The sequence below is a fragment of the Clostridioides sp. LIBA-7678 genome (assembly GCF_056716065.1).
Genome location: NZ_CP196987.1, coordinates 1,004,645 through 1,030,551 on the forward strand (window position 1 = coordinate 1,004,645; position 25,907 = coordinate 1,030,551).

The window sequence follows — 25,907 nt, forward strand, 5'->3', positions numbered from 1 at the left end:
TTTTTTTTAGAAAATCTTTGAAAAAATTTAAAAAAATCATTAGCAAATATTACCCCTTAAACATAGTATATTTTAGGAGCTGAAACTCCACATACAAAATAACTAGGAGGTAACATATTATGTTGGATAGATTTTTTGGTGAAGGCGGATTTGGCGGATGTGCTTGGTGGATAATAATATTATTCTTCTTATTCTTAGCATTCCAAGATTGTTGGGCTGAGATGGACTTATGTGCATGGATACCTTTTTTAATAGTATTATTAATACTTTGTGAATGCGGTGACGTTTTTGATGGAGGATGTGGATGCTAAAAAAATCAATTTAGATGATTTAACAAAGCGTATGGTGGGTATAAGTAAAATACCAAACCAATCACAATCTAGTGTTTGAAGGTAGTCGGAAATCCCCCGCTACCTTCTTTTTTTATGTTTAAAATCTATTTTTGAATTATTTCATTTACATATAATAATTTTTAATATAAAGTCTGTTATAATTAAAAAGAAAATAAACTTTATTTATAGGAGATGTAAAAATGGCTATAGTAGATAAGATTTTCAATGAGATAAAACTTATGGTTGCAAGACTTTTATTGGGAAAGAAATACAGTGAATATGAAGAAAAAGATTTAGTGTATAATACAGAAGAAGAAGTTATACTTATTACCTTGAAACGACTAGTTTTTCAAGGAAAAGTGAATGAAGCAGAAGAGATTTTATTCGATAAAGCTAACACTGTGAATACTGAAAATATGCAGTATATAGCAATAGAATTTTACACTATGCTTATGGAAAAAACTGATGAGGAATTAGAGGCTATGAATTTCTCTAAACAAGAAGTATATCAAGGAATAGAAGATATTAGAAAAGTATTGAACTTGGAGTAAAAGATATATGAGAATATTGAAATAAATTAGTGATAAGGTGAGAATATTATATTTAGATATATAAAATATAATATTCTTATTTTATTAGTTATATGAGTATATCTAATTTACTATAAAACTATCTTGAAAAAAATTAATCTTAATTGTATAATATTACTTTGAGTGAAAAAGTATTAACATTTTTTTATAAGATGTTTTACTAAAAAAATATATATAAATATACTGTTATCAATAAGAAATTTAATTTAGTGAGGTGTTAAGATGAAAATAGGATTTGACCACAAAAAATATTTAGAAGAGCAGTCTAAATATATCTTAGAAAGAGTAAATAATTTTGACAAGCTTTATTTAGAGTTTGGAGGAAAATTAATGGGAGACCTTCATGCAAAAAGAGTACTTCCAGGATTTGATGAAAATGCAAAAATAAAAGTATTACAACATATGAAAGAAAAAGTAGAAGTTGTAATTTGTGTATATGCAGGAGATATAGAAAGAAATAAAATAAGAGGAGACTTTGGTATCACTTATGATATGGAAGTTTTAAGATTAATAGATGATTTAAGAGGTTATGAGTTAGATGTAAATAGTGTAGTAATTACTAGATTTGAAGGACAACCTGCTACAACTGTATTCATAAATAAATTAGAACGTAGAGGAATTAAAGTATATAAGCATTATCCAACAAAAGGATATCCATCAGATGTTGAGACTATAGTTAGTGATGAGGGGTATGGAGCAAATGAGTATATAGAAACTACAAAACCAATAGTAGTAGTGACAGCGCCAGGTCCTAATAGTGGGAAACTTGGTACTTGTTTAAGTCAGTTATACCATGAAAATAAAAGAGGAAATGTAGTTGGATATTCTAAGTTCGAGACATTCCCAGTTTGGAATGTACCTGTGAAGCATCCTTTAAATATAGCTTATGAAGCAGCTACGGTTGATTTAAAAGATGTAAATATGATAGACTCATTCCATCTTGAAACTTATGGTGAAATGTCAGTAAACTACAATAGAGATTTAGAATTATTCCCAGTGCTTAAGAAAATAATAGAAAAAATAACTGGAAAAGAATCAATTTACCAATCTCCAACTGATATGGGTGTTAATAGAGTTGGATTTGGAATAATAGATGATGAAGTAATAAGAAAAGCCTCGATAGAAGAAATAATAAGAAGATACTTTAAAACTGCTTGTGAATATAAAAAAGGACAAGTTGATAAAGGTGCTTATGATAGAATGAAAATGATTATGGAAGAACTTAACCTAAAACCAGAAGATAGAAAAGTTGTCTTACCTGCTAGAAATTACAGTAATAAATTAAAAGAAAATGCTGATAAGAATGATACTTGCCCTGTAGTAGCGCTAGAGTTAGAGGATGGAACAATATTAACTGGTAAGGGTTCTGACTTAATGAATGGAACAGCAGCAGCTGTATTAAATGCAATTAAACACTTAGCTAATATATCTGATGATATGCATTTAATATCACCTGTAATATTAGAACCTATTATAAATCTAAAAACAAAAACTTTAGCTAGTAGAAATGTTTCTCTTAGTTGCCAAGAGGTTTTAACTGCACTTAGCATTTGTGCTGTAACTAATCCAACTGCACAATTTGCTATGGAAAAATTGGCATTATTAAAAGGATGTCAAGCTCATTCTACTACTATACTAAATAGAGACGATGAACAAACATTTAGAAAACTTGGCATAGATGTAACTTGTGACCCAGAGTATCCATCACAAAATCTTTACTATAGTTAAAATTATATAAAAAAATATGGGCTGTTTTAAAGTAATAGTTTGAGCAGTCCATTACAATTATAACAAAATCAGTAGGCTGCCTTGTATAAGGCAGTCTTTTGTTTTTAAAACATCCCATTTAAATTAATATATATACTGTTATCCATAAGGAATTTTAAATTTAGTTCCTTGGAATACCTATTGTAAAGCTTTTATATAGTTTTTGCAAGTGTTTTTAAGGATTTTTTATAAATTATATTAAATTAGTTGATTATAGGATGTTTTATATATGGAAAATATCAATATGTAAAGAGAATTAAAAAAAGAGCATAAAGAAACATAAGTTTGGTATAATTAAAAGGTAATCTAAATAAACTCAATCTGTTTGTATTTTAAAAGGTGATAAGGATGGAACTTCATAGAAAAATAATTCACATAGACATGGATGCTTTTTATGCATCTATAGAACAAAGGGATAATAAAAAATTAAAAGGAAGACCTGTTATTGTTGGAGGAAATCCACAAAGTAGAGGTGTAGTTGCAACTTGTTCTTATGAAGCTAGAAAATTTGGTATACATTCAGCTATGCCATCAGCTGTAGCTTATAATAGGTGCCCATATGCAGTTTTTGTAAGACCTAGATTTGATGTGTACAAGGGTGTATCAAATCAAATAAGAGATATATTTTATAGATATACTGATTTAGTTGAGCCATTGTCTTTAGATGAAGCTTACTTAGATGTAACAAAAAATAAAAAAAATATTGACTCATCAATTGAGATAGCAAAGCAAATAAAAAGAGATATATTTCGAGAAGTTGGTCTTACTTCTTCAGCTGGTGTGTCATACAACAAGTTTCTAGCCAAAATTGCGTCGGATTTAAAAAAACCTAATGGTCTGACTGTAATAAATGAAAAAAATGCCCAAGAGTTTTTAGATAAATTACCTGTAAATAAATTTTTTGGTGTTGGAAAAGTTACTTCAAATACCCTTAAAAATTTAGGTATAAAAACAGGATACGATTTAAGGTGTTTAAATTTATTTGAACTTGAAAATATATTTAAGAAAAAAGGTTATGAATTGTATAAATTCGCAAGAGGAATAGATGATAGACCTGTAGAGCCAAATAGAGTTAGAAAATCTGTTGGGGCAGAGACTACATTAAGTCATAACCTGGATATTGATGAAGAAGAAACACGCAACATTCTTGATGAACTTTGTGAAGAGGTATGTCATAGATTAAAAAATTCTGAGAAATTTGGAAAGACACTTACATTAAAAATTAAATATGAAGATTTCACAAAGATAACTAGAAGTCTTAGTTTAGACCATTATATTGATGAATATAGTGATATAAGAAGTGGCATAGACAATTTATTAAGAAATGTCGAGATGAATAGAAAACAAATAAGGCTATTGGGAGTTACAATATCGAATTTAAGTGATAAAAAAGAAACCTACAAAGATATTACTTTATTTGAGTATATGGATAGTATCCAACTATAGTTTTTTAAAAAATGAAATAACACTAGTTTTGATGTTATATAATTAAGACTAGTGTTATTTTGTGAATATTTTTATTACTTTATTTTTCAACATTATGTATTGTATAACTATATATAAATACTTTATATTTGTAGGAATTTTCAGTCAGAAACTGACCTAAAAGGTCTACTTTGTTTACATAAAGAGAATAATATGATATAATTATAAAAACAACTTACAATATTGCTGGAGGTTGCTTGTCGATGAAGGGGATGATAGATTATGATAGAAATAAGAAATGTAACCAAAAAGATAGGAAATAATGTTATATTAGATGATATTTCTCTAGTTGTAGAAACAGGTACATTGGTGGTTTTAATTGGTTCAAGTGGTTGTGGGAAGACTACAACATTGAAGCTTATAAACAAATTAATAAAACCTACATCTGGTGAAATATATATTAATGGCAAACCAATTTCTCAAGAAAATGAAATAGAGCTTAGAAGAAAAATAGGATATGTTATACAGAACACAGGCCTATTTCCTCACCTTACAATAAAAGAAAATATAGAGTTAATTCCACGCCTAAAAAAGGAAAAGTCCATTGAAGAAATTGAGCAAAGAACATTACAACTACTAGAGATGGTAGGTCTTGATAGTGATGAGTTTTTAAATAAGTATCCTTCAGAACTTAGTGGTGGTCAACAACAAAGAATTGGTGTTGCAAGAGCCATCGCAACTGATGCTGAGATAATATTAATGGATGAGCCTTTTAGTGCTTTAGACCCAATAACAAGAACATCTTTACAAGAGCAATTATTTTCTCTTCAAGATGAATTGAAAAAAACTATAATATTTGTAACTCATGATATGGATGAGGCTTTAAAGATAGCTGATAAAATTTGTATTATGAAGGATGGGAGAATAGCACAATATGATACTCCAGAAAATATACTTAGAAAACCTGCAAATGATTTTGTAAAAGATTTTATTGGAGAAGATAGAGTTTGGGATAATCCAGAGTATATAAAAGCAAGGGATATTATGATAAAAAATCCTATTGCTGTAACTTCAACGAGAACTGTAACTCAAGGGATAGAAATTATGAGAACAAGTAAGGTTGACAGTTTACTAATTATAGACAGAGCTAAAACATTAAAAGGGATTGTTACAGTAAAGGATATGAAAGATATTAATGACAAATCAATATTACTTGCTGATATTATGTCAAAAGAGCCTTTACATGTGAATGAAGGAGATAATTTAGTTGAGATATTGAATGTAATGAACCGTAATTCGGTTGGATATATTCCAGTTGTTTCTGATGAAAATAAACTTGTGGGGCTAATTACTAGAAGTAGTTTACTTTCCGTTTTAAGTGAACAATTCCTAGAAATGGAGGTGAGTGTCCTTGGATAATTTTTTTAACTTTATACTATTACAAAAGGATAAGATTATAGAGCTTTTAATACAACATATGAGTTTAACTGTTACATCTATTTTGATAGCTATAATAGTTGGAGTTCCTCTTGGAATAATTATTTCAAGAATCTCATCTCTTAGAAAAATAATACTTGGATTTGTAAACTTAGTCCAAGCAGTTCCGTCTATGGCACTTTTGGGTCTTCTTGTACCCATACTTGGGATAGGAAGTAAACCAGCCATATTTATGGTAGTAGTCTACTCATTACTACCAATTGTAAAAAATACGTATATAGGTATAACCAGTATTGACCCAGTCGTATTAGAATCAGCTAAAGGTATTGGTCTTACAAGAAATCAGACATTATTTAAAATACAATTTCCTTTAGCACTACCTATAATAATGGGTGGGGTTAGAATTTCTGCTGTTACAGCTGTTGGTTTGATGACTCTTGCTGCGTTTATAGGTGCAGGTGGTCTAGGATATTTAGTATTTTCAGGTGTTCAAACTGTAAACAATAATATGATTTTAGCAGGAGCAATTCCATCATGTATAATTGCACTACTAGTTGATTATTTATTTAGTAAAATTGAAGTTGCAGTTACTCCAAAAGGATTAAATCCAAAAGCACCAAAGAAAAATTATATAGCACTTAAAGTAATATCTGTTGTAGTTGTTGTTTCAATGTTGTTTGTTGTTTTTAGTTCAAGTTTTTCAGGTAAGAAAGATACAATAACTATTGGTTCTAAAGATTATACAGAACAACTTATACTTGGTAATGTTTATGCTGAATTAATAGAAAAAAATACAAATCTTAATGTTAAGAAGAATTTAAATCTAGGTGGTTCATCTGTTGCATTTAATGCAATTAAATCTGGTGAACTAGATATGTATGTGGATTATACAGGTACACTTTTGGTAAATGTAATGAAACATACTCCAATTAAAGATGCTGATGAAGCATATAAGGTTGTAAAAGATACTATGGAAAAAGAAAATCAGTTAACTTTACTTGACCCTCTTGGATTTAATAATACTTATACATTAGCCATGATGCCTGAGACTGCCGAAAAGTATGGAATAAATACTATTTCTGATTTGACTAAATATGGTAAAGACTTTACTTTCTCGCCAACTTTAGAGTTTGAAAATAGAGAAGATGGTCTTATAGGAATCGCTAGAGATTACGGATTAAAGTTTAAAGATGTAAAAGCAATGAATGGAAGTTTAAGATATACAGCTTTAGCTAATAATGAATCTCAAGTTATAGATGCATTCTTAACTGATGGTCTTATTAAAAAGTTCAATCTTAAGATACTAGAAGATGACAAAAACTTCTTTGTACCATATTATGCAGCTCCATTAGTAAGAGAAGATACTTTAAAGAAATATCCTGAGTTAGAAAAAGTTATGAATATGCTTTCAGGTAAAATAAATGAAGAGACTATGAGAGAACTTAACTATCAAGTTGATGAGCTTGGTAAATCACCAGAGGACGTTGCTCATTCATTCTTAGTTAAAGAAGGTTTAGTATAAAAAATTAATAGTTCCTATCAAAAACTTAAGTTATAGATAATATTTTATATATTGTCTATAACTTATTTTTATGTATATCAAAACTATGTATATCAAAACAATGACTGAATTTTTTATTTAGAATTAAGTTTCAAATTGAATGAACAAGTACAACCAATTTTGAATATAAATATAATAAATGTGATTATATATAATCTTATTGTCTAGTTAATTAATATTGATACATAGTCTTTTTTCGATTAAATCGAAGGGAGGAGGTAGATTATTATGGATAATTATAAGAAAGTAAAGCAAGTATTATGGATAATTTTATTTGCTAATTTTGCAGTAGCATTATTAAAAATCATTATTGGTAATCAAATCAAGAGTTATAGTATGACAGCTGATGGATTCCATTCTCTGTCAGATGGAGCATCAAATATAGTAGGACTGATAGGCATTTTCTTTGCGTCTAAACCAAAAGATAAAAATCATCCCTATGGACATAAAAAATTTGAAATTATAACTAGCTTATTTATTAGTGGAATGTTGTTTGTTATAGCAATTAAGATAATTCTTAGTGCAGTGTCAAGAATATCCAATCCAATTACACCTTCTATAACTATAGAAAGTCTAATTGCTTTAGTAATTACACTTTTTATAAATATTTTTGTATGTATGTATGAATATAGGATTGGAACTAAACTGAATAGCTATGTCTTGATTTCAGATTCACTGCATACAAGAAGTGATATTTTTGTATCTCTAGGAGTATTAGTTACTCTAATTGGTGTAAAATTAGGATTCCCAGTAATAATAGAATCTATAGTACCTATTATAATCTCTGCATTTATAATTTACTCAGCTTATGGAATATTTAAGCCATCTATTGGAATTTTAGTAGATAGGGTAGCTGTAGAGGAGGATTATATAAGAGAAATTGTGTTTGAATTTAATGAAGTAAGAGATGTCCACAATATCAGAAGTAGGGGAAGTAAAAGTTCTATTTATATTGATATGCATGTGATGGTAGACCCCTTTATAAGTATAGAGCAATCTCATGATTTAACACATAAAATTGAAAAACAAATCCAAGAAGAGATTAATGAAAATGCTCAAGTAATAGTTCATATTGAACCTTTTTATAGCTTTTAATTTGGTTATAAAATGTCAATCGTAAAATTTTATAATTTATAAAAAAAATATTATACCATAAATAATTTATAAAAAATATTTATGGTATAATATTTTTTGTAAAGAAAAGAAGTCTTAATATATCTAAGGAGGAGTTTATAATGAGATACGTTGAATATGGGAAAACAGGGAAAATGGTTTCAGTAGTTGGTTATGGTGGATTAAGGTTTGATTTAGAGAAAAGCAATCAAGAAAATGCCGATTTAGTTAAATATGCATATGAAAAAGGTATTAATTACTTTGATACAGCACCAGGGTACTGTGATGATAGAAGTGAAGATATATTTGGACTAGCTTTTAGACAAATGATGGCGGAAGGTAAAACTGATTTTTATGTATCAACTAAAGAAAAACCAAAAGTGTGTGATACATCAGAAAAAGCTATAGCAGCTGTAAAAAAATCAATAGAGAGATTAGGCGTATCTAAAATAAATTTTTATCATGTATGGAATATTAGAAAGATGGAGCATTACGAACTAGCTATGAGACCTGGAGGTCAATATGAAGGATTATTAAAATGTAAAGAAGAAGGATTGATTGACCATATAGTATTCTCATCACATCAGCCAGGAGACGAAGTTATAGAGATTCTTGATGAAAATAAGTTTGAAGGTGTAACTATGGGAATCAATATATTAAACTTTCCATATAGATTAAAAGGAGCTAAATATGCTGTTGATAATGGATATGGTGTTGTAGCTATGAATCCATTAAGTGGTGGAACTATTCCAAAATACAATAAAGAGCTTTCTTTTTTAGCAAAAGATGATGAAAGCACTATAGAAGCCGCCTTAAGATTTAATATAGGAATTCCACAAATAAGCGTATCTTTGATAGGATTTAATAAAAAGCAAGATATAGATGATGCATGTAAGATTGCAGACGAAAATAGAATTTATTCAGATGAAGATATACATGACATTGAAACAAGATTAAATCAAAATATGAATGAAATATGTACAGGATGTGGGTACTGTAAGGTATGTCCAAAAGGTATTAATACTCCAGCTTACATGCTTTTTTATAATGAAAAGCAGATGTTTAAAAAGAGTGATGAAGAGATGACAAAATTAGTTTATGGATTAGGACATTGGAATTATACAATGAATAGTGATGCAAAAGCTGAAGAATGTATATCTTGTGGAAAATGTGAAATTGAATGTACTCAGCATTTACCTATAATTGATAGATTAAGAGAGATTAAAAAATGGGAAGAAGATGGAGTTAATAATGTTACAGTGTAATTAATTTATATTATGCTAGAAATTTATTATTTAGGAATACTTTAGAATATAATTTTAGTATCTAAGGAGACAAGCTATAATATTGTCTCCTTAAATTATGTTTTTGTACTTTACTAATGAATACTATATATATAGTATCTATTTAAATATAGCATTAATAAAGTGAATATTGTGGTTGTAAATAAAGACTTATTCAATTAAAATAAAACAAGTAAGGATATTATAAAGGCGACTATTAAAATTAAGGGAATAAATTATAGGTAGTAACAAATCCTATAGAATGAATGGATGGTGATATATATTGATGAGTAAAATATTAAAATACAAAAATGAGATGTTGTTGTTTATATTAGTTGTAATAACCTATCTAATAATAACTAATATATTTTTTTCAAAAACCACTATATTTTATGATTTGAACAATACTCATGATGTGTTATTAGATACAGATACTGGAGTTTTATTCAATTTAAATGTATTTGCTATAAATCAAGATAATAGTAAACACATATTATTTTCAACAATTATATCAATTTTTGCATATCCAATATACTTATTTTGTACATCAATAGCAAATCCAGGAACAACCAATTTTAATAGTGCTTATGGATTTGGATTGATTTGTCTACAAATAATAACTAGTGCGATATCTATAACTTTAGTTTTTAATCATATTAAAAAGATAAAAATGCAGAGGTTAACTTTAATTTTACTTACTACGATAATGATATTTTCTTTCCCACAACTATTTATGACTTTGAATGTAGAGAGGTTTATATATAGTCAATTTTCGTTAATATTTTTTATATTTATTGCAAATAAGATGAAAGGAAAAAATTCTTATTTGGTTGAATTGGCTGCTATTCCTTTGTTTGGAATAACTATTAGTAATATATATTTGTATTTTTTGAATATTATATTTGAATTTAAGCTAAAATTAGGAAAGATGTTAAAACATTTAGCTACATTTATCTTAATAGCATATATTTGTATAGTTTCAACTAAATCTTATGAGAGTTTTATGAATCTTGGTAATGTAATACAATATGACACGAAATTTATAAGAAGTGGTCCAATTTTAGAAAAAATTGCAATGATTATAGAAAGATTGTTGTATTCAGTTTTTTATTTTCCTGGAGCAGAGCTTAAAAAAGGTCTGTTTTTGCAAAATGGAGAAGTTGCGACAATACCAGTTATTCTTACATTATTAGCATTTTGTTTTTGTGTTTTGTCAGTTATTGAAAACTCAGAAAAAAGAGTTCCTAAACTATGTATAGGGATAATTATATTTAACTTAGTTTTACATGGAATAATAGGATATAATCTACTTAATTCAAGTATCATGTCTATAAATTTTAGTTTTGCAGTTATAGTTCTATTGGCTTATTTTACTAAAGCACTTAGAAAAAATGAAAAAAATATGTACAATATATTTCTATCATTGTTACTGGTTACTATAATAATTAGTAATGTAAATGGATTTATAGAAATTTTAAATATAGGGATAAAGTTATATCCTGTTTAAAAAATAATATTGAAAGGGTAGTAAGTTTATGAAACAGACAAATACAAATGTAAAGCTTCTTACTAAAATTTCAGATTATATAAAACTAATGAGAATAAAGCAATATATAAAGAATTTCTTTGTATTTTCGGCTATAATTTTTTCAAATAACATACTAAATACAAATTTACTATTAAAGACATTTATTGCATTTGTATGTTTTTGTCTTATATCATCATCAGTATATGCATTGAATGATGCTATAGATATGGATAAAGATAAAAGACATCCTAAAAAACGTAATAGACCAGTTGCAAGTGGGAGAATAAGTAAAAAAAATGCTAATATACTATTTGTAATATTAGCTTTGATTTCAATTAGTTTATCAATAGTTGTTAATTTCAGATTGACTATAATTCTTGTTCTTTATTTGATAAATAATATATTATATTCTCTTAAATTAAAGAATATAATACTATTAGATGTGTTTTCAATATCTCTTGGATTTATATTTAGGGTTTATGCAGGGTGTGTAGCCATAGATGTAAGCTTATCAAATTGGATAATATTATGTACCTTTTTCTTATCTTTGTATTTAGCTTTTGGAAAACGTAAAAAAGAAATAGAGACTTTAAGAGATGATGCAATTGAACATAGAAAGATACTAGAAGATTATGACATAGAAAATCTAAATCAAATGATGGTAGTTATGTTAAGTTCTACAATTGTGTGTTATGCTTTGTATTCTACAAGTAATCCAGAAAAACCACGTATGATATTTACAACAATATTTGTAGTTTATGGTGTACTTAGATATAATTATATAATTAACACTACAAATGAAGGAAATCCTACCGAGATTGTATTAAAAGACTGGTCTTTAAAAATAAACGTAATATTGTGGATAATTGCATGTTTAGTAATATTAATTTTTTAGTGATAGGATGGGGAAATACTTATGAAAAAAAGTGTATTATTACTTGATGTAGATTATACTGTTATAAATACTGATAGTATGTTAGATTTTTTTATTTATTCTTTAAAAAATAAAACATTTAAAACTATTATAAAGGTGCCATATATTGTTTTTACTCTAGCTATGTACTTACTTAGAATAGTACCTTTGAAAAGAGCAAAAGAGGCAATCTTTCATCCAATAGTAGATTTTAGTGAAGAAGATTTAAAATTTTTTTTTGATGACTGTATTATGAAAAAAATTAACGAGTCTATGAAAAAAATTATTTACAAAAACAAAAAAGAACATAATGTTATAATTATGATAACAGCATCTCCATATGCGTATATGAAATACTTTAAACATTATGGTTTTGCAGATGAAGTCATAGGCACTGAGTTGTTTTATGAAAATTCAAGATATAAAAACCAATTTGTGGGGGAAAACTGTAAGGGAATTGAAAAAATACATAGAATAAAGGCTGTATTAGATAAGCTTGGGATAGAGATTGATTATGAAAATTCATATGCATATTCGGACTCTAAGAGTGATTTACCTATGCTTTCATTAGCTAAAAATGCTTTTTTGGTTAGTAAAAAGAATGGTGAGGTTATAGAACGAATAAATTCATAACTTAATGTCACTTAGAATAGGAGGGAATAGTTTGGGATATTTACACATATTAATTTTATCTATGGTTCCTGTAACAGAATTAAGAGGAGCCATTCCTATAGGTATTGCAATGGGTTTAAATCCTATGTGGGTTTATGTATTTAGTGTAATTGGTTCTACTTTGGTATCGATTCCCTTGATATTAACATTTAGGCATGTATTGCAATTTTTAAGAGGGAAAAAATTATTTAAAGGGATTGCAGATACAATTGATAGAAAAATAAATTCAAGAATGAAAAAATTAAAAAGTGTTTCAATGATAGGTATAATACTATTTGTAGGGATACCACTTCCAACTACAGGAACATGGACTGCATCTGCTATAGCTTCTATACTAAAAATGAGAATAAAAGATGCCTTTGTAGGAGTATTTATTGGTAATTTGTTATCAGGAGTTATAGTTTCAGCACTTTCTCTACATATAATATAAAACTATCCAAGCAATATGTTTGGATAGTTTTTTTGTGAGTATCATTTAAATTCATTTTGCTCTAAAATGTTTACTATGGCTAAAGAAATATAGTATAGTATTATTTGTGAGGAAAGTACTAAAAATTTTCCTACTAATAAAATAAATTTTTTATATAGAATAAAATTTCAATCACAATAAATTTTAATTAATAGACTAAGGAGGTTTTAAGGTGGAAAATTCAAGCACTAATTTAGGAAATGAAAGTGTAGGAAAATTGTTATTTAAACTTGCTACGCCCGCTATTATTGCACAAATCGTAAATGTTTTATACAACATAGTGGATAGGATTTTCATTGGAAGAATGGAAAGTGGAGAAGTTGCTATGGCAGGTGTCGGAGTAGCATTTCCGATAATAATTATAATAACTTCATGTAGTTATTTAATTGGTATGGGAGGAGGACCATTAGCTGCTATAAAAATGGGTGAACAAGATAATGATGGTGCAGAGAAAATAATGAGTAATAGTTTTTCTGTATTAGTGATTTTAGCAATACTTTTAACTATAGGTTTTCAGATTGGAAAAGAGCCTTTGCTTTGGATGTTTGGGGCAAGTGAATCTACTATTGGATATTCAATGGATTATTTAAAAATTTATTTAATAGGTACAGTATTTGTTCAAATCTCACTGGGAATGAACACTTTTATAAATACCCAAGGATTTGCTACAACTGGTATGATTACAGTTGCTATAGGTGCTTTGATAAACATAATACTTGACCCAATTTTTATATTTGGTCTTAATATGGGTGTAAAAGGAGCTGCATTAGCCACTATAATTGCACAAGGTGTTTCCGCTATTTGGGTATTGGTGTTTCTATTTGGAAAGAAAAGTATACTTAAGATAAAAAAGAAGTATATGATACCTAAAGTAAGTATTATATTACCAGTCTTGGGGTTAGGAATATCTCCATTTATAATGCAATCTACAGAAAGTCTAGTACTTATAGCATTAAATAGTAAATTGCAGATGTATGGAGGAGATTTAGCAGTAGGTTCAATGGCTATAATGAGTAGTATAATGCAAATTCTTATGCTTCCTAATATGGGCTTTACACAAGGAGCACAACCAATAATAAGTTACAATTATGGTTCAGGACAACTTGATAGAGTCAAAAAGACATTTAAATTGTGCCTATTGTCATGTTTTACATATTCTACTATTTTGTGGATTCTACTTATGATGTTCCCTGCATTTTTTGTTGGTATATTTAATAAGAATCCGCAGTTACTTAGCATGACTAGTTGGAGTATAAAAATATATTTTGCAGGTTCTTTTATGTTTGGAATTCAACTAGCTTGTCAACAAACATTTTTAGCACTTGGAAAAGCAAAAATATCTTTGATTTTAGCTCTTCTTAGAAAAGTTGTACTTTTGATACCTTTAATATTTATACTTCCAACATTTTTTAATGAAAAACTTTTTGCAGTACTTTTAGCAGAGCCAATTGCAGATATAACAGCAGCTACTATAACAGCAATCTGTTTCTTTATATTTTATAAAAGCTCTCTATCAAAATCTAAAACGACAGAAGAATAATATATATAATATAAAATTTCCATGAAAATATTTTAATAGATAAAAATTAGAATTTGTATTTTAATTTAATAAGATATTTTCTATAATGTATAAAGATAGAAAGTTGAATTAATTTTTAAAATTACAATAAGAAAAATGTAAGTATTTGCAATATTAATGGTATAATATTTACAGATATGATAATTAATAAATGGAAAGGATGTTTATATAATGGAAAATGATTTAACAATGCAAGAATTACTTGACCAGCAAGAACAAGTATTCAGCAAAGTGAAAGTTGGAGAATTAATAACTGGAAAAATAATTGCAGTGAGAAATGATGAAGTACAATTAGGATTAGACTATGGATTTGATGGGATAATACCTATAAGTGAATTAAACATAGAAAAAAATCAATATATAGAAGACTTATACCATATAGGTGATGAAGTAAGTGCTGTAATAACAAAAGTATCTCAAAAAGATGGGACAATAACTTTATCTAAATTACAACTTGATAAAAGAAATGATTTTGCAGAATTACAAAAAGCTTATGATGAACATAGAATAATAACTGTAAATGTTGAAAAAAATATAGACAAAGGTGTATTTGCTAATTACAATACATATACATTTTTTATACCAATTTCTCAACTTGATACAAAGTTTATTACAGATACATCTAAATTTGTTGGTCTTAATTTAGAAGTTTATATAAGAGACTTTGATATTAGAAAGAATAGACTTGTAGCATCTCATAGAGATGTATTACAAGAACGTATAAATAAAGAGAAAGAAGAAAGAAGAGCTCAAATTAAAGCAGAAAAAGAAGCTGAAAGAGCTAGAATCAAACAAGAAAGAGAAGAAGAAAAAGCTCGTATTAAAGTAGCAAAAGAAGAATTATTTAATTCTCTTGAAGTTGGACAAAAAAGAGATGGTAAAGTAACGAAGATAATGTCTTATGGAGCATTTGTGGATATTGGTGGAATTGAAGGATTAGCACATATAAATAATTTAGCTTGGGCAAGGGTTGAAAATGTTGAAGATGTTGTTTCAGAAGGTCAAGAAGTAGAAGTTTATGTGTTAGATGTAAATAAAGATACTAAAAAAATTGCATTAGCATTAAAAGACATAAATAATGACCCATGGGATTTAATAGCAAAAGAAGTGAAAATTGATGATGTTGTTAATGCTAAGGTTCTTAGAATAATAGAAAAGGGAGCTTTTGTTCAAATTAAAGAAGGTGTAGATGCTTATTTACCGATATCTGAATTGAGCGATACTAGAGTTGCTAAAGTTACTAATATTGTTAATATTGGAGATGAAGTTAAAGTTAAAATTCTTGACTTTAAACCAAAGACTAAAAGAATGTTAGTTTCAGTAAAAGAAGCGACTAGAGAGCCAGAAGAAGATATAACAGAATACCTAGAAGTAGAGGAATCTTTAGGAAGTATTGGAGAATTATTTAAAGATAAATTTAAAGATTTAGAAGTATAAAATAATTTAAAATGGGGCTGTTTTAAAACATTACTCTGTCTATTATGACAGCTTTAGTTTTGAAATAGCCCTTTAGCTATCTACAAAAAATTATATAAAATATCAGGAGGAAACTTAATGAAAAAGTCTATTATAGATGTACATTGTCATACCTTAATAAGTGGACATGCACATAGTACTTTTAAAGAAAATGTCGAAGAAGCAGTTCATAAAAATATAAAATATCTAGGAATATCAGACCATGGACCTAATATGCCAGGAGGGCCACATCCATTTTATTTTTATAATTTACATCTACTTCCACGAAAAGTACAAGATGTAAGAGTCCTTAGAGGAATAGAAGGAAATATAATGGATTATGATGGAAATTTAGATGTTCAGGAAGATATGTTACAGCATCTAGACTATGTAATTGCAAGTCTTCATAGACCTTGTATAATTTCAGGAACAAAAGAAGAAAATACAAATGCTATTTTGAATGTAATGGACAAACCTAAAGTAAAAATAATTGGTCATCCAGATGATAGTAGATATCCTTTAGATTATGAATCTATAGTAAAGAAAGCTAAAGAAAAAAATATTCTTTTGGAAATAAATAATTCCTCATTAAGTTCAAACTCTCATAGAACTGGAACTTGGGAAAATGCAAGTCACATGCTAATGTTATGTAAAACACATGGGGTAAGAGTGATTCTTGGTACAGACTCTCATATATGTTATTCTATAGGCGAATTTGAAAATGCAGAGAAAGTTTTAAAATCAGTAGATTTCCCAGATGAATTGGTCATAAATTATCATGAAGACGAAATTATAGAGTTTTTTGATATAAATTTTTAGAATCGTGGGAGTGAAAAAATTTGAGTAAAAATAAGTTTATCTATATGAATTATTATGACAATGGTTATTTTAAAAAAGGAATGGTTATATATATGCTTTTAGCACTTGTAATTTTAGCTACAATTTTTATATATTCAACTAAAATCTTATATCTTTTATGTATAGTAACAGCAGTTTTTCTTTTTAAACAAGGACGTGATTTTTTTAATAAATATGAGGGAAAAGTGTATCTTACTCTTGATAATCATTCAATATTAATAAATAATCAATGTATATTCAGTATAAAATCCAAAAAAAATCAAAAGTTTAACTATAAAATAATAGAAAAAATAGAAGTGGTAAAAAAAGTATTAAATATATACACAGACGATTCTAATTATAAAATAAGATTGAGTGCACTGAGCTTTGAAGATGAAAAAAAATTATTAAATATCATAGACGAAAAGTTGAAAAAATTTAAGGGATAACACTATACTGTTTTCAATAGTTAGCATGGTTTATAAAATTACTTGTTAAAAATAAAAAATAAAAAAATATAGATATTTATTTTTTTTGTGTTGACAATATATTTTAATGTGTATATAATAACTATTAAATCAAAATATTTAGAAAATTTAAATGATTAAAAAAGCAATGAATAGAAGCAGTAAGAACAATGAAACTTTCAGAGAGCTAAAGTATGGTGTGATTTAGTAGTTGATAGTTCTGAACTTGTCTAGGAGCTGTTTCCTAAGATTTATGTCTTAGGATAATCGGAGTAATTCCACGTTATAGGAAATATAGTCATTATAATTATTTATGTTGGCTATTACTAAGGGAGCTTTTTAGAAAGCTAAATAGAGTGGTACCGCGAGCAAAACCTCGTCTCTAATTTTACTAGAGATGGGGTTATTTTTATTCTAATGATAAAATTAATATTTATTCTTATGAATTAAATGGGGTAGGATTGCGTCGACATAAGGTATACTGGATACAAAAAACATAAAAGGGGGAAATAACATGAAATATGGAAAGTATAAAAAGTATGGAAAAATGCAAATAGAAAATCGTAAATGGCCAGACAAAGAGATATTTAAGGCTCCAATTTGGTGTAGTGTTGATTTAAGGGATGGAAATCAATCACTACCAACACCTATGAGTGTAGATGAAAAAGTCAGAATGTTCAAAATGATTTTAGATACAGGATTTAAGGAAATAGAAGTGGGATTTCCATCAGCATCAAATACAGAGTACACATTCTTAAGAAAATTAATAGATGAGAATATGATTCCAGATGATGTAACTATACAAGTTCTTACACAATCCAGAGCTCATCTTATAGAAAAAACATTTGAATCAATAAGAGGGTGTAAGAAAGCAATTATACATTTATATAATTCTACATCAGTTCTTCAAAGAGAAGTAGTCTTTAATATGAGTAAGCAAGAAATAATAGATATAGCAGTTGAAGGGGCAAAATTGTTCAATGAAGAGATAAAAAAATATCCAGAGACAGAGTTTACTTTTGAATATTCACCAGAAAGTTTTACAGGAACAGAAATGGATTATGCACTTGAAATATGTGAGGCAGTGATAGATGTCTGGAAGCCAACTCCACAAAAGAAAGTGATAATAAATCTTCCATCAACAGTGGAAATGGCAACACCAAATGTATACGCAGACCAAATAGAATGGTTTTGTGAAAATGTAAGTTGTAGAGATTCTATCATATTAAGTTTGCATACTCATAATGATAGAGGGACTTGTACAGCAGCAAGTGAACTTGGATTATTAGCTGGGGCAGATAGACTTGAGGGTACCTTATTTGGAAATGGTGAAAGAACTGGGAATATGGATATAGTGAATGTCGGACTTAATCTTTATACACAAGGAATAGACCCAGAGTTAGATTTTAGCAATATTGATAAGATAAGAGAAATATATGAGGGATGTACAAAACTTGTAGTCCATGATAGACATCCATATGCAGGGAATCTTGTACATTGTGCTTTTTCTGGTTCTCATCAAGATGCTATTAGAAAAGGCATGATAGCAATGAAAAACAGAGCTAATGATTACTGGGAAGTTCCATATTTACCAATAGACCCTCATGATATAGGAAGAGAATACAAAGAGATTATTAGAATAAATAGCCAATCCGGAAAAGGAGGAGCTGTTTATATAATGGAAACAGATTATGGATTTATGATACCTAAGAATATGCATTCTGATTTTGGAAATGTAGTAAAAATGGAATCTGATAGAATAGGGGAAGAACTTAGCAGTGAAGCAATATTTAACTTATTTAAGAAGGAATATATTGATGTTGAGAGCCCTTATAAAGTTAAAAAATATAAAATAAAATCAATGGATGAACTAAACTATGAAAATGATGATTCTAATGATACTAATATGATTGAGATGACCGCAAGAGTAACTTACATGGGAAATGAACAAAGAATTGTTGGTATAGGAAATGGACCTGTAGATTCGTTTAATAATGCATTAAAAGAATGTGGCATGAAAGATTACAAATTCAGGTACTATTGGGAGCATGCATTAGAAGAAGGCTCACATTCAAGAGGTGTCGCTTATGTAGGGATAGAACACAATGATAAAGTCTATTTTGGTGTAAGTATATCAGAAAATATAAATACAGCAGCTATTAATGCACTTATGAACGCGATAAATAAAAGTTATATTGAGGAGGAAGTAAAAGATGGGGATGACTATGACACAGAAAATCTTAGCAAAACATGCTAATTTAAATGAGGTTAAGAAAGGGCAGCTAATTGAAGCAGATTTAGATATAGTTTTAGGAAATGATATAACATCACCAGTAGCCATTAGAGAGTTCGAAAAATTAGGTATTGAAGATGTTTATGATAAGACTAAAGTAGTAATGGTCTTAGACCACTTTGCACCTAACAAAGATATAAAAAGTGCAGAGCAATGTAAGTTTACAAGAAGTTTTGCGAAGTCAAAAGGCGTTATAAATTTCTTTGATGTAGGAGAGATGGGAATAGAACATGTTCTTCTTCCTGAAAAAGGGATAGTAACAGCTGGAGATGTAATTATAGGTGCAGATTCTCATACTTGCACATATGGAGCCTTAGGAGCATTTTCCACTGGAGTAGGCTCAACTGACATGGGAGCAGGCATGGCCACAGGAAAATGTTGGTTTAAGGTACCTGGAGCAATAAAATTTATATTGAAGAATAAACCAAATAAATGGATAAGTGGTAAAGATGTAATACTTCATATAATAGGTAAGATAGGCGTTGATGGTGCACTTTATAAGTCAATGGAGTTTTGCGGAGATGGAGTAAAGTATTTATCTATGGATGATAGATTTACTATTTGTAATATGGCAATAGAAGCAGGTGCTAAAAATGGAATTTTTTCAGTAGATGATAAAACTATGGAATATATAAATTCACATAAGTGTACAACAATAACGAAAGATGTAAATGTATATGAAGCAGATGAAGATGCTGTTTATGATGAAGTATATGAAATTGATTTAGCTGAATTAAGAGAGACAGTAGCTTTTCCTCATCTTCCTGAAAACACTAAAACAGTAGATGAGATTGATAAAGATATAAAGATAGACCAAGTTGTAATCGGTTCTTGTACAAATGGAAGAATATCAGACCTTGAAGTAGCGGCTGAAATCATGAAAGGTAAAAAAGTAGCAGATGGAGTCAGAGTAATGATATTCCCTGGAACTCAACAAGTATATCTTGAAGCTATAGAAAGGGGTTATATCACTACATTTATAGAGGCAGGAGCAGCAGTTTCCACTCCAACTTGTGGACCTTGTTTAGGAGGTCATATGGGAATACTTGCATCAGGAGAAAAATCAATTTCAACAACAAATAGGAACTTTGTAGGAAGAATGGGGCATGTTGATTCAGAAGTATATCTTTCAAGCCCAGCTGTAGCAGCAGCATCAGCTATAGCTGGTAAAATATCAAAACCATCAGAGATAATTTAAAGGAGGTAAAGTTTATGATTGCTAATGGAAGTGTTTTTAAATTCGGAGATAATATAGATACAGATGTAATAATACCAGCTAGATATTTAAATATAGCTGATTATAAAGAATTAGCTATGCATTGTATGGAGGATATTGATGATAAATTTGTTTCTAAGGTAAAAAAAGGAGACATTATAGTTGCCACTAAAAACTTTGGTTGTGGTTCATCAAGAGAACATGCTCCAATTGTAATAAAAGAAAGTGGAGTATCCTGTGTAATTGCTTCTACTTTTGCTAGAATATTCTTTAGAAACTCTATAAATATAGGGCTTCCTATACTTGAATGTGAAGAGGCTGCTAACAATATAGAAGAAGGAGATAATATAGAAGTAGATTTTTCTACAGGTGTCATAAAAAATATAACAAAAGGAAAAGAGTATAAGGCAGAACCATTTCCTGAGTTTATGCAAAATATTATACTAAATGAAGGCTTAATCAATTCAATAAAAGTAAACAGGGGGTAGTGGGTTATGAATTATAATATAGCAGTCATAAAAGGTGATGGTGTTGGACCAGAAATAATAGAAGAAGGTATAAAGGTTCTAAATAAAATTTGCTTTAAATTTAACCATAGATTCGATTGTGAATATGTATTAGCTGGAGGATGTGCTATAGATGAAACTGGAGAGGCTTTACCAAATAAAACTGTTGAAGTTTGTCGAAAAAGTGAGGCTGTATTACTTGGTGCTGTTGGAGGTCCAAAGTGGGATAAATGTAAGGGTGATATAAGACCAGAAGCAGGTCTTTTAAAGTTAAGAGAGTCATTGGGATTATTTGCCAACTTAAGACCAGCTACAATGTATGAAAGTATAAAAGAAGCTTCACCACTTAGAGCAGATATAGTTGAGAAAGGCATTGATTTTATTGTTGTGAGAGAGTTAACAGGGGGCATTTATTTTGGAGAACGTGGAAGAAAAATTATTGATGGCATTGAAAATGCTTATGATGTAGAGACATATAACGAGAATGAAATAAGAAGAATTGGAAAAAGAGCTTTTGAAATAGCTAGAGATAGAAAAGGAAAACTTATAAGTGTGGATAAGGCAAATGTGCTTGAGAGTTCAAGACTATGGAGAAGTATAATGGAAGAACTAGCTAAAGAGTTTGAGGATGTAGAGTTATCTCATATGTATGTTGATAATGCTGCGATGCAAGTTGTAAGAGACCCTAGTCAGTTTGACGTAATAGTAACTAATAATATATTTGGAGATATAATATCTGATGAAGCATCCATGATTACAGGTTCTATAGGTATGTTACCATCAGCATCACTTAGAGAAGATAGTTTTGGTATGTATGAGCCAATACATGGAAGTGCACCTGATATAGCAGGAAAAAATATTGTAAACCCAATTGCAACTATTCTATCTGTAAGCATGATGCTAAGACATAGTTTTAATTTAGAAGAGGAAGCTAAGTGTATTGAAGATGCTGTGCAAAGTGTACTTAATAAAGGCTATAGAACTAGTGATATTTATAATGGTATGGGAACTGTTGTAGGAACTAAGGAAATGGGCGAATTAATAGTAAATGAAATTTAGAATTATAATTTAATTTATATAATACAGATTGAATGTATGATTTGGGAAATTAGTAAAAAATCTGTTTTAATATAGTTTATTTTTAGAGCACAATATGGTTTTGAGTAATTTCAATTACATAAAACCATATTGTGTTTTTTTAGAAAGTAATACATAAGATTAAAGTCATCATATCGAAATAGTCTATTTTTAGTATTAGAAGTTTGCAGGTATTTAATTAATATTATATAATATATTTTAGAATTATTTAATATTAAGCAACTATCAATGTAGGTTAGGAGATGGATTTTTTGGCAAAGTATAAGGTTTTAAAGAAGCAAAATAGTAGCAAATCTTGTTTAGTTTGTGGAACACAAAATGAACTAGGACTTAAAGCAGATTTTTATGAACTTGAAAATGGAGAACTTGTATCAATTTGTAATACAAAAGATTGGCATCAGAGTTATCCAGGAAGAGTACATGGAGGTATGTCTGCTGCAATATTGGATGAGACTATTGGAAGAGCTGTAAGTATAAATGATGACCAAATTTGGGGAGTGACAGTATCTTTAGAATTGAAATATAAAAAGCCAGTGCCAACGGATGCGACTATAAAAGTTGTTGGAAGAATAACTAAAGAAAATAGGAAATTGTTTGAAGGTACAGGTGAAATCATTCTACCAAATGGAGATGTAGCAGTGACAGCAACTGGAAAATATATGAAAATGCCTATTGGTCAAATTTCAGAAGGTGACTTTTCTGATGAAGAATGGTTTTTCGAAGAATCAAAAGAAAATGTAGAATATATTGAACTTTAATTAAAAAAAGTTTATATCTAAAAAACATAAAATTAAAAAATTCTATAAAAAATATAAAATAAAAATAAATTAGCTATACTAAAAAGATTTCTCTTAATAGCATTAAATTTACATATCAAAAAAATTAATTTACATAGCTAAAAAGTCTATTTTTTTTGAGAGTATATTTCAGAATATTCAGACTTGTGATGATGTGCAAAATGAATGATTTCATAAAATATATAATAAAAATTATATATAAAAAATAAATTTTATGTTGACATAGTTAATTCAGCTTGATATTATAGTTATTAAAAATAAGGACAGTAAAAACGCTATCCATATTACAAACTAAAAAAGGGGGGAATTATAATGAGTAAGAAATTATTTATTCCTGGTCCTATTGATGTTAAAGAAGAAGTCTTGCAAAAGATGGCTACACCAATGATAGGACATAGAGGAAAAGATGCATCTGTACTCCAAAAGAGTATAAGTGAAAAAATGCAAAAACTATTCTATACAAACAACACGATACTTTTATCCACGTCATCCGGAACTGGTTTAATGGAAGGCTCCATTCGTTCCTGTACATCCAAAAAGGCAGCAGTATTTTCCTGTGGATCCTTTGGTGATAGATGGTACAAAATGGCAGTGGCTAATAATGTCCCAGCGGATATATTTAAAGTTGAATTAGGAGAGGCAACAACACCAGAAATGGTTGATAAGGTGCTTTCTACTGGAGAATACGATTTAATAACTGTAACTCACAATGAAACTTCAACTGGAATAAGAAACCCAATAGAAGAAATTGGAGAAGTTGTTAAAAAGTATAAAGATGTGGTCTACTGTGTAGACACTGTAAGTTCAGCCGGTGGAATAAAAGTCGAGGTTGATAAGATTGGAATAGATATTTGTATAACATCAGTACAAAAAGCACTGGGATTACCACCAGGAATGTCTATTTGCACATTTTCTCAAAAAGCAATCGATAGAGCTAAGCAAGTACCTTTTAGAGGAGTATATCTTGATTTGTTAGCAATGTATGAATACTTAATCAAGAAAAACTACCAATACCCTTCAACACCATCTCTTTCTCACATGTTCGCTTTAGATTTCCAATTAGATAATATATTAGATGAAGGCTTAGATAACAGGTTTAACAGACATGAAGACATGGCAAACTTAGTTAGAAACTGGGCTAAAAAACACTTCCAAATTTTTACCAATGAAAATCACTTATCCAATACACTTACTGTTATAGAAAATACTCAAGGTATTAGTGTATCAAATTTAAATTCAAAATTACAAGAACGAGGATTCCAGATAGCAAATGGCTATGGCGATTTAAAAGAAAAAACTTTTAGAATTTCACATATGGGTGACTATACTGTCGAAGATGTACAAGAATTATTAGATAATATTGATGATATATTAGGTTTTAATAAATAATATTATAAAATTATGTATTTTTAATAGAAATTTAGAATATATAGTAGAATATATTTTATAAAAATTACATATTAAATTTTTAACAAAGAATAGGGAAATTTGATATGACTTTAATAAAAAAATATTTTGAAAATTATATAAACAGAAAGTTAAACTAAATAAAGTGTTTTATGGATAAAAATACTTTAAAAAATAAAAATTGGGAAAATTAAGTGAATAAAAATTGGAGGAGTTTGTTATGTATAATATATTAATTACTGATGGAATAGAGAAAGAAGCAGCGAGAAAATTGAGAGAGTTAAATTTTAATGTGATAGAGCAGTTTTATGAAAAAGATGTTTTAGGAGATAAACTTAAAGATGTTGATGTACTTGTAGTACGTTCAGCTACTAAAGTTACTAAGGATGTAATAGATAAAGCATTAGAGGGCAAAAAATTGAAGTTAATAGTAAGAGGTGGAGTAGGATTAGATAACATAGATGTTAAATATGCAGAAGCTAATGGCATAAAAGTTATGAATACTCCAAATGCAAGTAGTATATCTGTTGCAGAGCTTACAATAGGTCAATTATTTGTACTTGCAAGATTCATAAATACTGCAAATGTAACTATGAGAGATGGAAAATGGGAGAAGAAAAAATATAAAGGTACAGAAATTAATGGAAAGACACTTGGACTTATCGGTTTTGGAAGAATTGCAAAAGAAGTTGCAAAGAGAGCCGAACTATTAGGTATGGATGTCATATATACTGACATAATGGGTGAAGCACAAGGCTTTAACAAATATAGATTCTGTGATATGGAAGAAGTTTTAGAAAAGGCAGATTTCTTATCTTTACACATACCATTTGATAAGAATAAGGGGGCAGTAATAACTGAAAAAGAAATAAACAAGATGAAAGATGGTGCTTATTTAATAAACTGTGCAAGAGGCGGTTTAGTTGATGAGAAAGATTTACTAAAAGCATTAGATGAAGGTAAATTATCAGCAGCTGCTATAGATGTTTATGAACAAGAACCTACATTAAATCTAGACTTAGTAAATCATCCAAGAGTTTCTCCTACACCTCATATTGGGGCATCTACAGTAGAAGCTCAAGAAAGAATAGGAGAAGAAATAGTAAATGTGATTCAAGATTTCTTTCTTGACTTCAATAATCTAATAGAGGTAGCATTATAA

Annotated in this window: 23 protein-coding genes and 1 other annotated feature; all 23 genes read left to right on the forward strand. The window is 28.7% G+C overall.

The features are described 5' to 3' along the window. The first annotated feature begins 119 nt into the window (after nt 1–119). Complete coding sequence (locus tag ACTG46_RS04920) at nt 120–311, forward strand: hypothetical protein (RefSeq protein WP_021383686.1); 192 nt, start codon at nt 120–122, stop codon at nt 309–311. A 221-nt stretch (nt 312–532) separates the two neighbouring features. Further along, nucleotides 533–883 carry a DUF6483 family protein gene (locus ACTG46_RS04925; RefSeq protein ID WP_021383697.1) on the forward strand — a complete coding sequence of 117 codons (351 nt, stop codon included), beginning with the start codon at nt 533–535 and terminating at the stop codon, nt 881–883. 261 nt (nt 884–1,144) lie between these two features. Beyond that, complete coding sequence (locus ACTG46_RS04930; protein WP_054269520.1) at nt 1,145–2,650, forward strand: DUF1846 domain-containing protein; 1,506 nt, start codon at nt 1,145–1,147, stop codon at nt 2,648–2,650. 387 nt (nt 2,651–3,037) lie between these two features. After that, a complete protein-coding gene (dinB, locus tag ACTG46_RS04935) occupies nt 3,038–4,135 on the forward strand; it encodes a DNA polymerase IV (protein WP_054269521.1) in 1,098 nt (365 codons plus the stop codon). Nucleotides 4,136–4,396: 261 nt separating this feature from the next. Beyond that, nucleotides 4,397–5,533 carry an ABC transporter ATP-binding protein gene (locus ACTG46_RS04940; RefSeq protein WP_054269522.1) on the forward strand — a complete coding sequence of 379 codons (1,137 nt, stop codon included), beginning with the start codon at nt 4,397–4,399 and terminating at the stop codon, nt 5,531–5,533. Next, on the forward strand, nt 5,526–7,073 hold the full coding sequence (locus ACTG46_RS04945) for an ABC transporter permease/substrate-binding protein (RefSeq protein WP_054269523.1): 1,548 nt from the start codon (nt 5,526–5,528) through the stop codon (nt 7,071–7,073). The genes ACTG46_RS04940 and ACTG46_RS04945 overlap by 8 nt, the downstream gene beginning before the upstream one ends. A 267-nt stretch (nt 7,074–7,340) precedes the next feature. After that, nucleotides 7,341–8,207, forward strand: a complete 867-nt coding sequence (locus ACTG46_RS04950) for a cation diffusion facilitator family transporter (protein WP_054269524.1) — start codon at nt 7,341–7,343, stop codon at nt 8,205–8,207. 140 nt (nt 8,208–8,347) lie between these two features. Further along, nucleotides 8,348–9,490, forward strand: a complete 1,143-nt coding sequence (locus ACTG46_RS04955) for an aldo/keto reductase (protein WP_479923705.1) — start codon at nt 8,348–8,350, stop codon at nt 9,488–9,490. Between the two features lie 304 nt (nt 9,491–9,794). Further along, nucleotides 9,795–11,015, forward strand: coding sequence for a cation-translocating P-type ATPase (locus tag ACTG46_RS04960; RefSeq protein WP_235702008.1), 1,221 nt, complete (start codon nt 9,795–9,797; stop codon nt 11,013–11,015). 28 nt (nt 11,016–11,043) lie between these two features. After that, nucleotides 11,044–11,931, forward strand: coding sequence for a decaprenyl-phosphate phosphoribosyltransferase (locus tag ACTG46_RS04965; protein ID WP_219674217.1), 888 nt, complete (start codon nt 11,044–11,046; stop codon nt 11,929–11,931). A 21-nt stretch (nt 11,932–11,952) separates the two neighbouring features. Beyond that, a complete protein-coding gene (locus tag ACTG46_RS04970) occupies nt 11,953–12,582 on the forward strand; it encodes an HAD-IB family hydrolase (RefSeq protein WP_054269527.1) in 630 nt (209 codons plus the stop codon). A gap of 31 nt (nt 12,583–12,613) precedes the next feature. After that, nucleotides 12,614–13,051 (forward strand): COG2426 family protein, encoded by a 438-nt coding sequence (locus tag ACTG46_RS04975; RefSeq protein WP_074178277.1) that lies wholly within the window; start codon nt 12,614–12,616, stop codon nt 13,049–13,051. A gap of 211 nt (nt 13,052–13,262) precedes the next feature. Next, the gene (locus tag ACTG46_RS04980; protein ID WP_054269529.1) at nt 13,263–14,630 is read left to right on the forward strand and encodes an MATE family efflux transporter; all 1,368 of its coding nucleotides are present in this window, start codon (nt 13,263–13,265) and stop codon (nt 14,628–14,630) included. Nucleotides 14,631–14,840: 210 nt separating this feature from the next. Then, a complete protein-coding gene (locus ACTG46_RS04985) occupies nt 14,841–16,106 on the forward strand; it encodes a 30S ribosomal protein S1 (protein WP_054269530.1) in 1,266 nt (421 codons plus the stop codon). A 117-nt stretch (nt 16,107–16,223) separates the two neighbouring features. Then, nucleotides 16,224–16,943, forward strand: a complete 720-nt coding sequence (locus tag ACTG46_RS04990; RefSeq protein ID WP_054269531.1) for a phosphatase — start codon at nt 16,224–16,226, stop codon at nt 16,941–16,943. A gap of 20 nt (nt 16,944–16,963) precedes the next feature. Beyond that, nucleotides 16,964–17,410 (forward strand): hypothetical protein, encoded by a 447-nt coding sequence (locus ACTG46_RS04995; protein ID WP_054269532.1) that lies wholly within the window; start codon nt 16,964–16,966, stop codon nt 17,408–17,410. Between the two features lie 157 nt (nt 17,411–17,567). Then, nucleotides 17,568–17,815: a binding site (T-box leader), on the forward strand. A gap of 127 nt (nt 17,816–17,942) precedes the next feature. Continuing rightward, entirely contained in the window at nt 17,943–19,685 is a 1,743-nt protein-coding gene (gene leuA, locus ACTG46_RS05000; protein WP_479923706.1) for a 2-isopropylmalate synthase, read from the forward strand. Beyond that, nucleotides 19,642–20,919, forward strand: coding sequence for a 3-isopropylmalate dehydratase large subunit (gene leuC / locus ACTG46_RS05005; RefSeq protein ID WP_074178274.1), 1,278 nt, complete (start codon nt 19,642–19,644; stop codon nt 20,917–20,919). Before leuA ends, leuC begins: the two co-directional genes overlap by 44 nt. A gap of 14 nt (nt 20,920–20,933) precedes the next feature. Then, on the forward strand, nt 20,934–21,425 hold the full coding sequence (gene leuD, locus ACTG46_RS05010) for a 3-isopropylmalate dehydratase small subunit (RefSeq protein ID WP_054269535.1): 492 nt from the start codon (nt 20,934–20,936) through the stop codon (nt 21,423–21,425). A gap of 6 nt (nt 21,426–21,431) precedes the next feature. Continuing rightward, nucleotides 21,432–22,502 (forward strand): 3-isopropylmalate dehydrogenase, encoded by a 1,071-nt coding sequence (gene leuB, locus ACTG46_RS05015; protein WP_054269536.1) that lies wholly within the window; start codon nt 21,432–21,434, stop codon nt 22,500–22,502. Nucleotides 22,503–22,783: 281 nt separating this feature from the next. Beyond that, on the forward strand, nt 22,784–23,299 hold the full coding sequence (locus ACTG46_RS05020) for a PaaI family thioesterase (RefSeq protein ID WP_054269537.1): 516 nt from the start codon (nt 22,784–22,786) through the stop codon (nt 23,297–23,299). Between the two features lie 351 nt (nt 23,300–23,650). Next, nucleotides 23,651–24,727 (forward strand): pyridoxal-phosphate-dependent aminotransferase family protein, encoded by a 1,077-nt coding sequence (locus tag ACTG46_RS05025; protein WP_021383755.1) that lies wholly within the window; start codon nt 23,651–23,653, stop codon nt 24,725–24,727. A gap of 238 nt (nt 24,728–24,965) precedes the next feature. Beyond that, the gene (locus ACTG46_RS05030) at nt 24,966–25,907 is read left to right on the forward strand and encodes a D-2-hydroxyacid dehydrogenase (RefSeq protein ID WP_054269538.1); all 942 of its coding nucleotides are present in this window, start codon (nt 24,966–24,968) and stop codon (nt 25,905–25,907) included.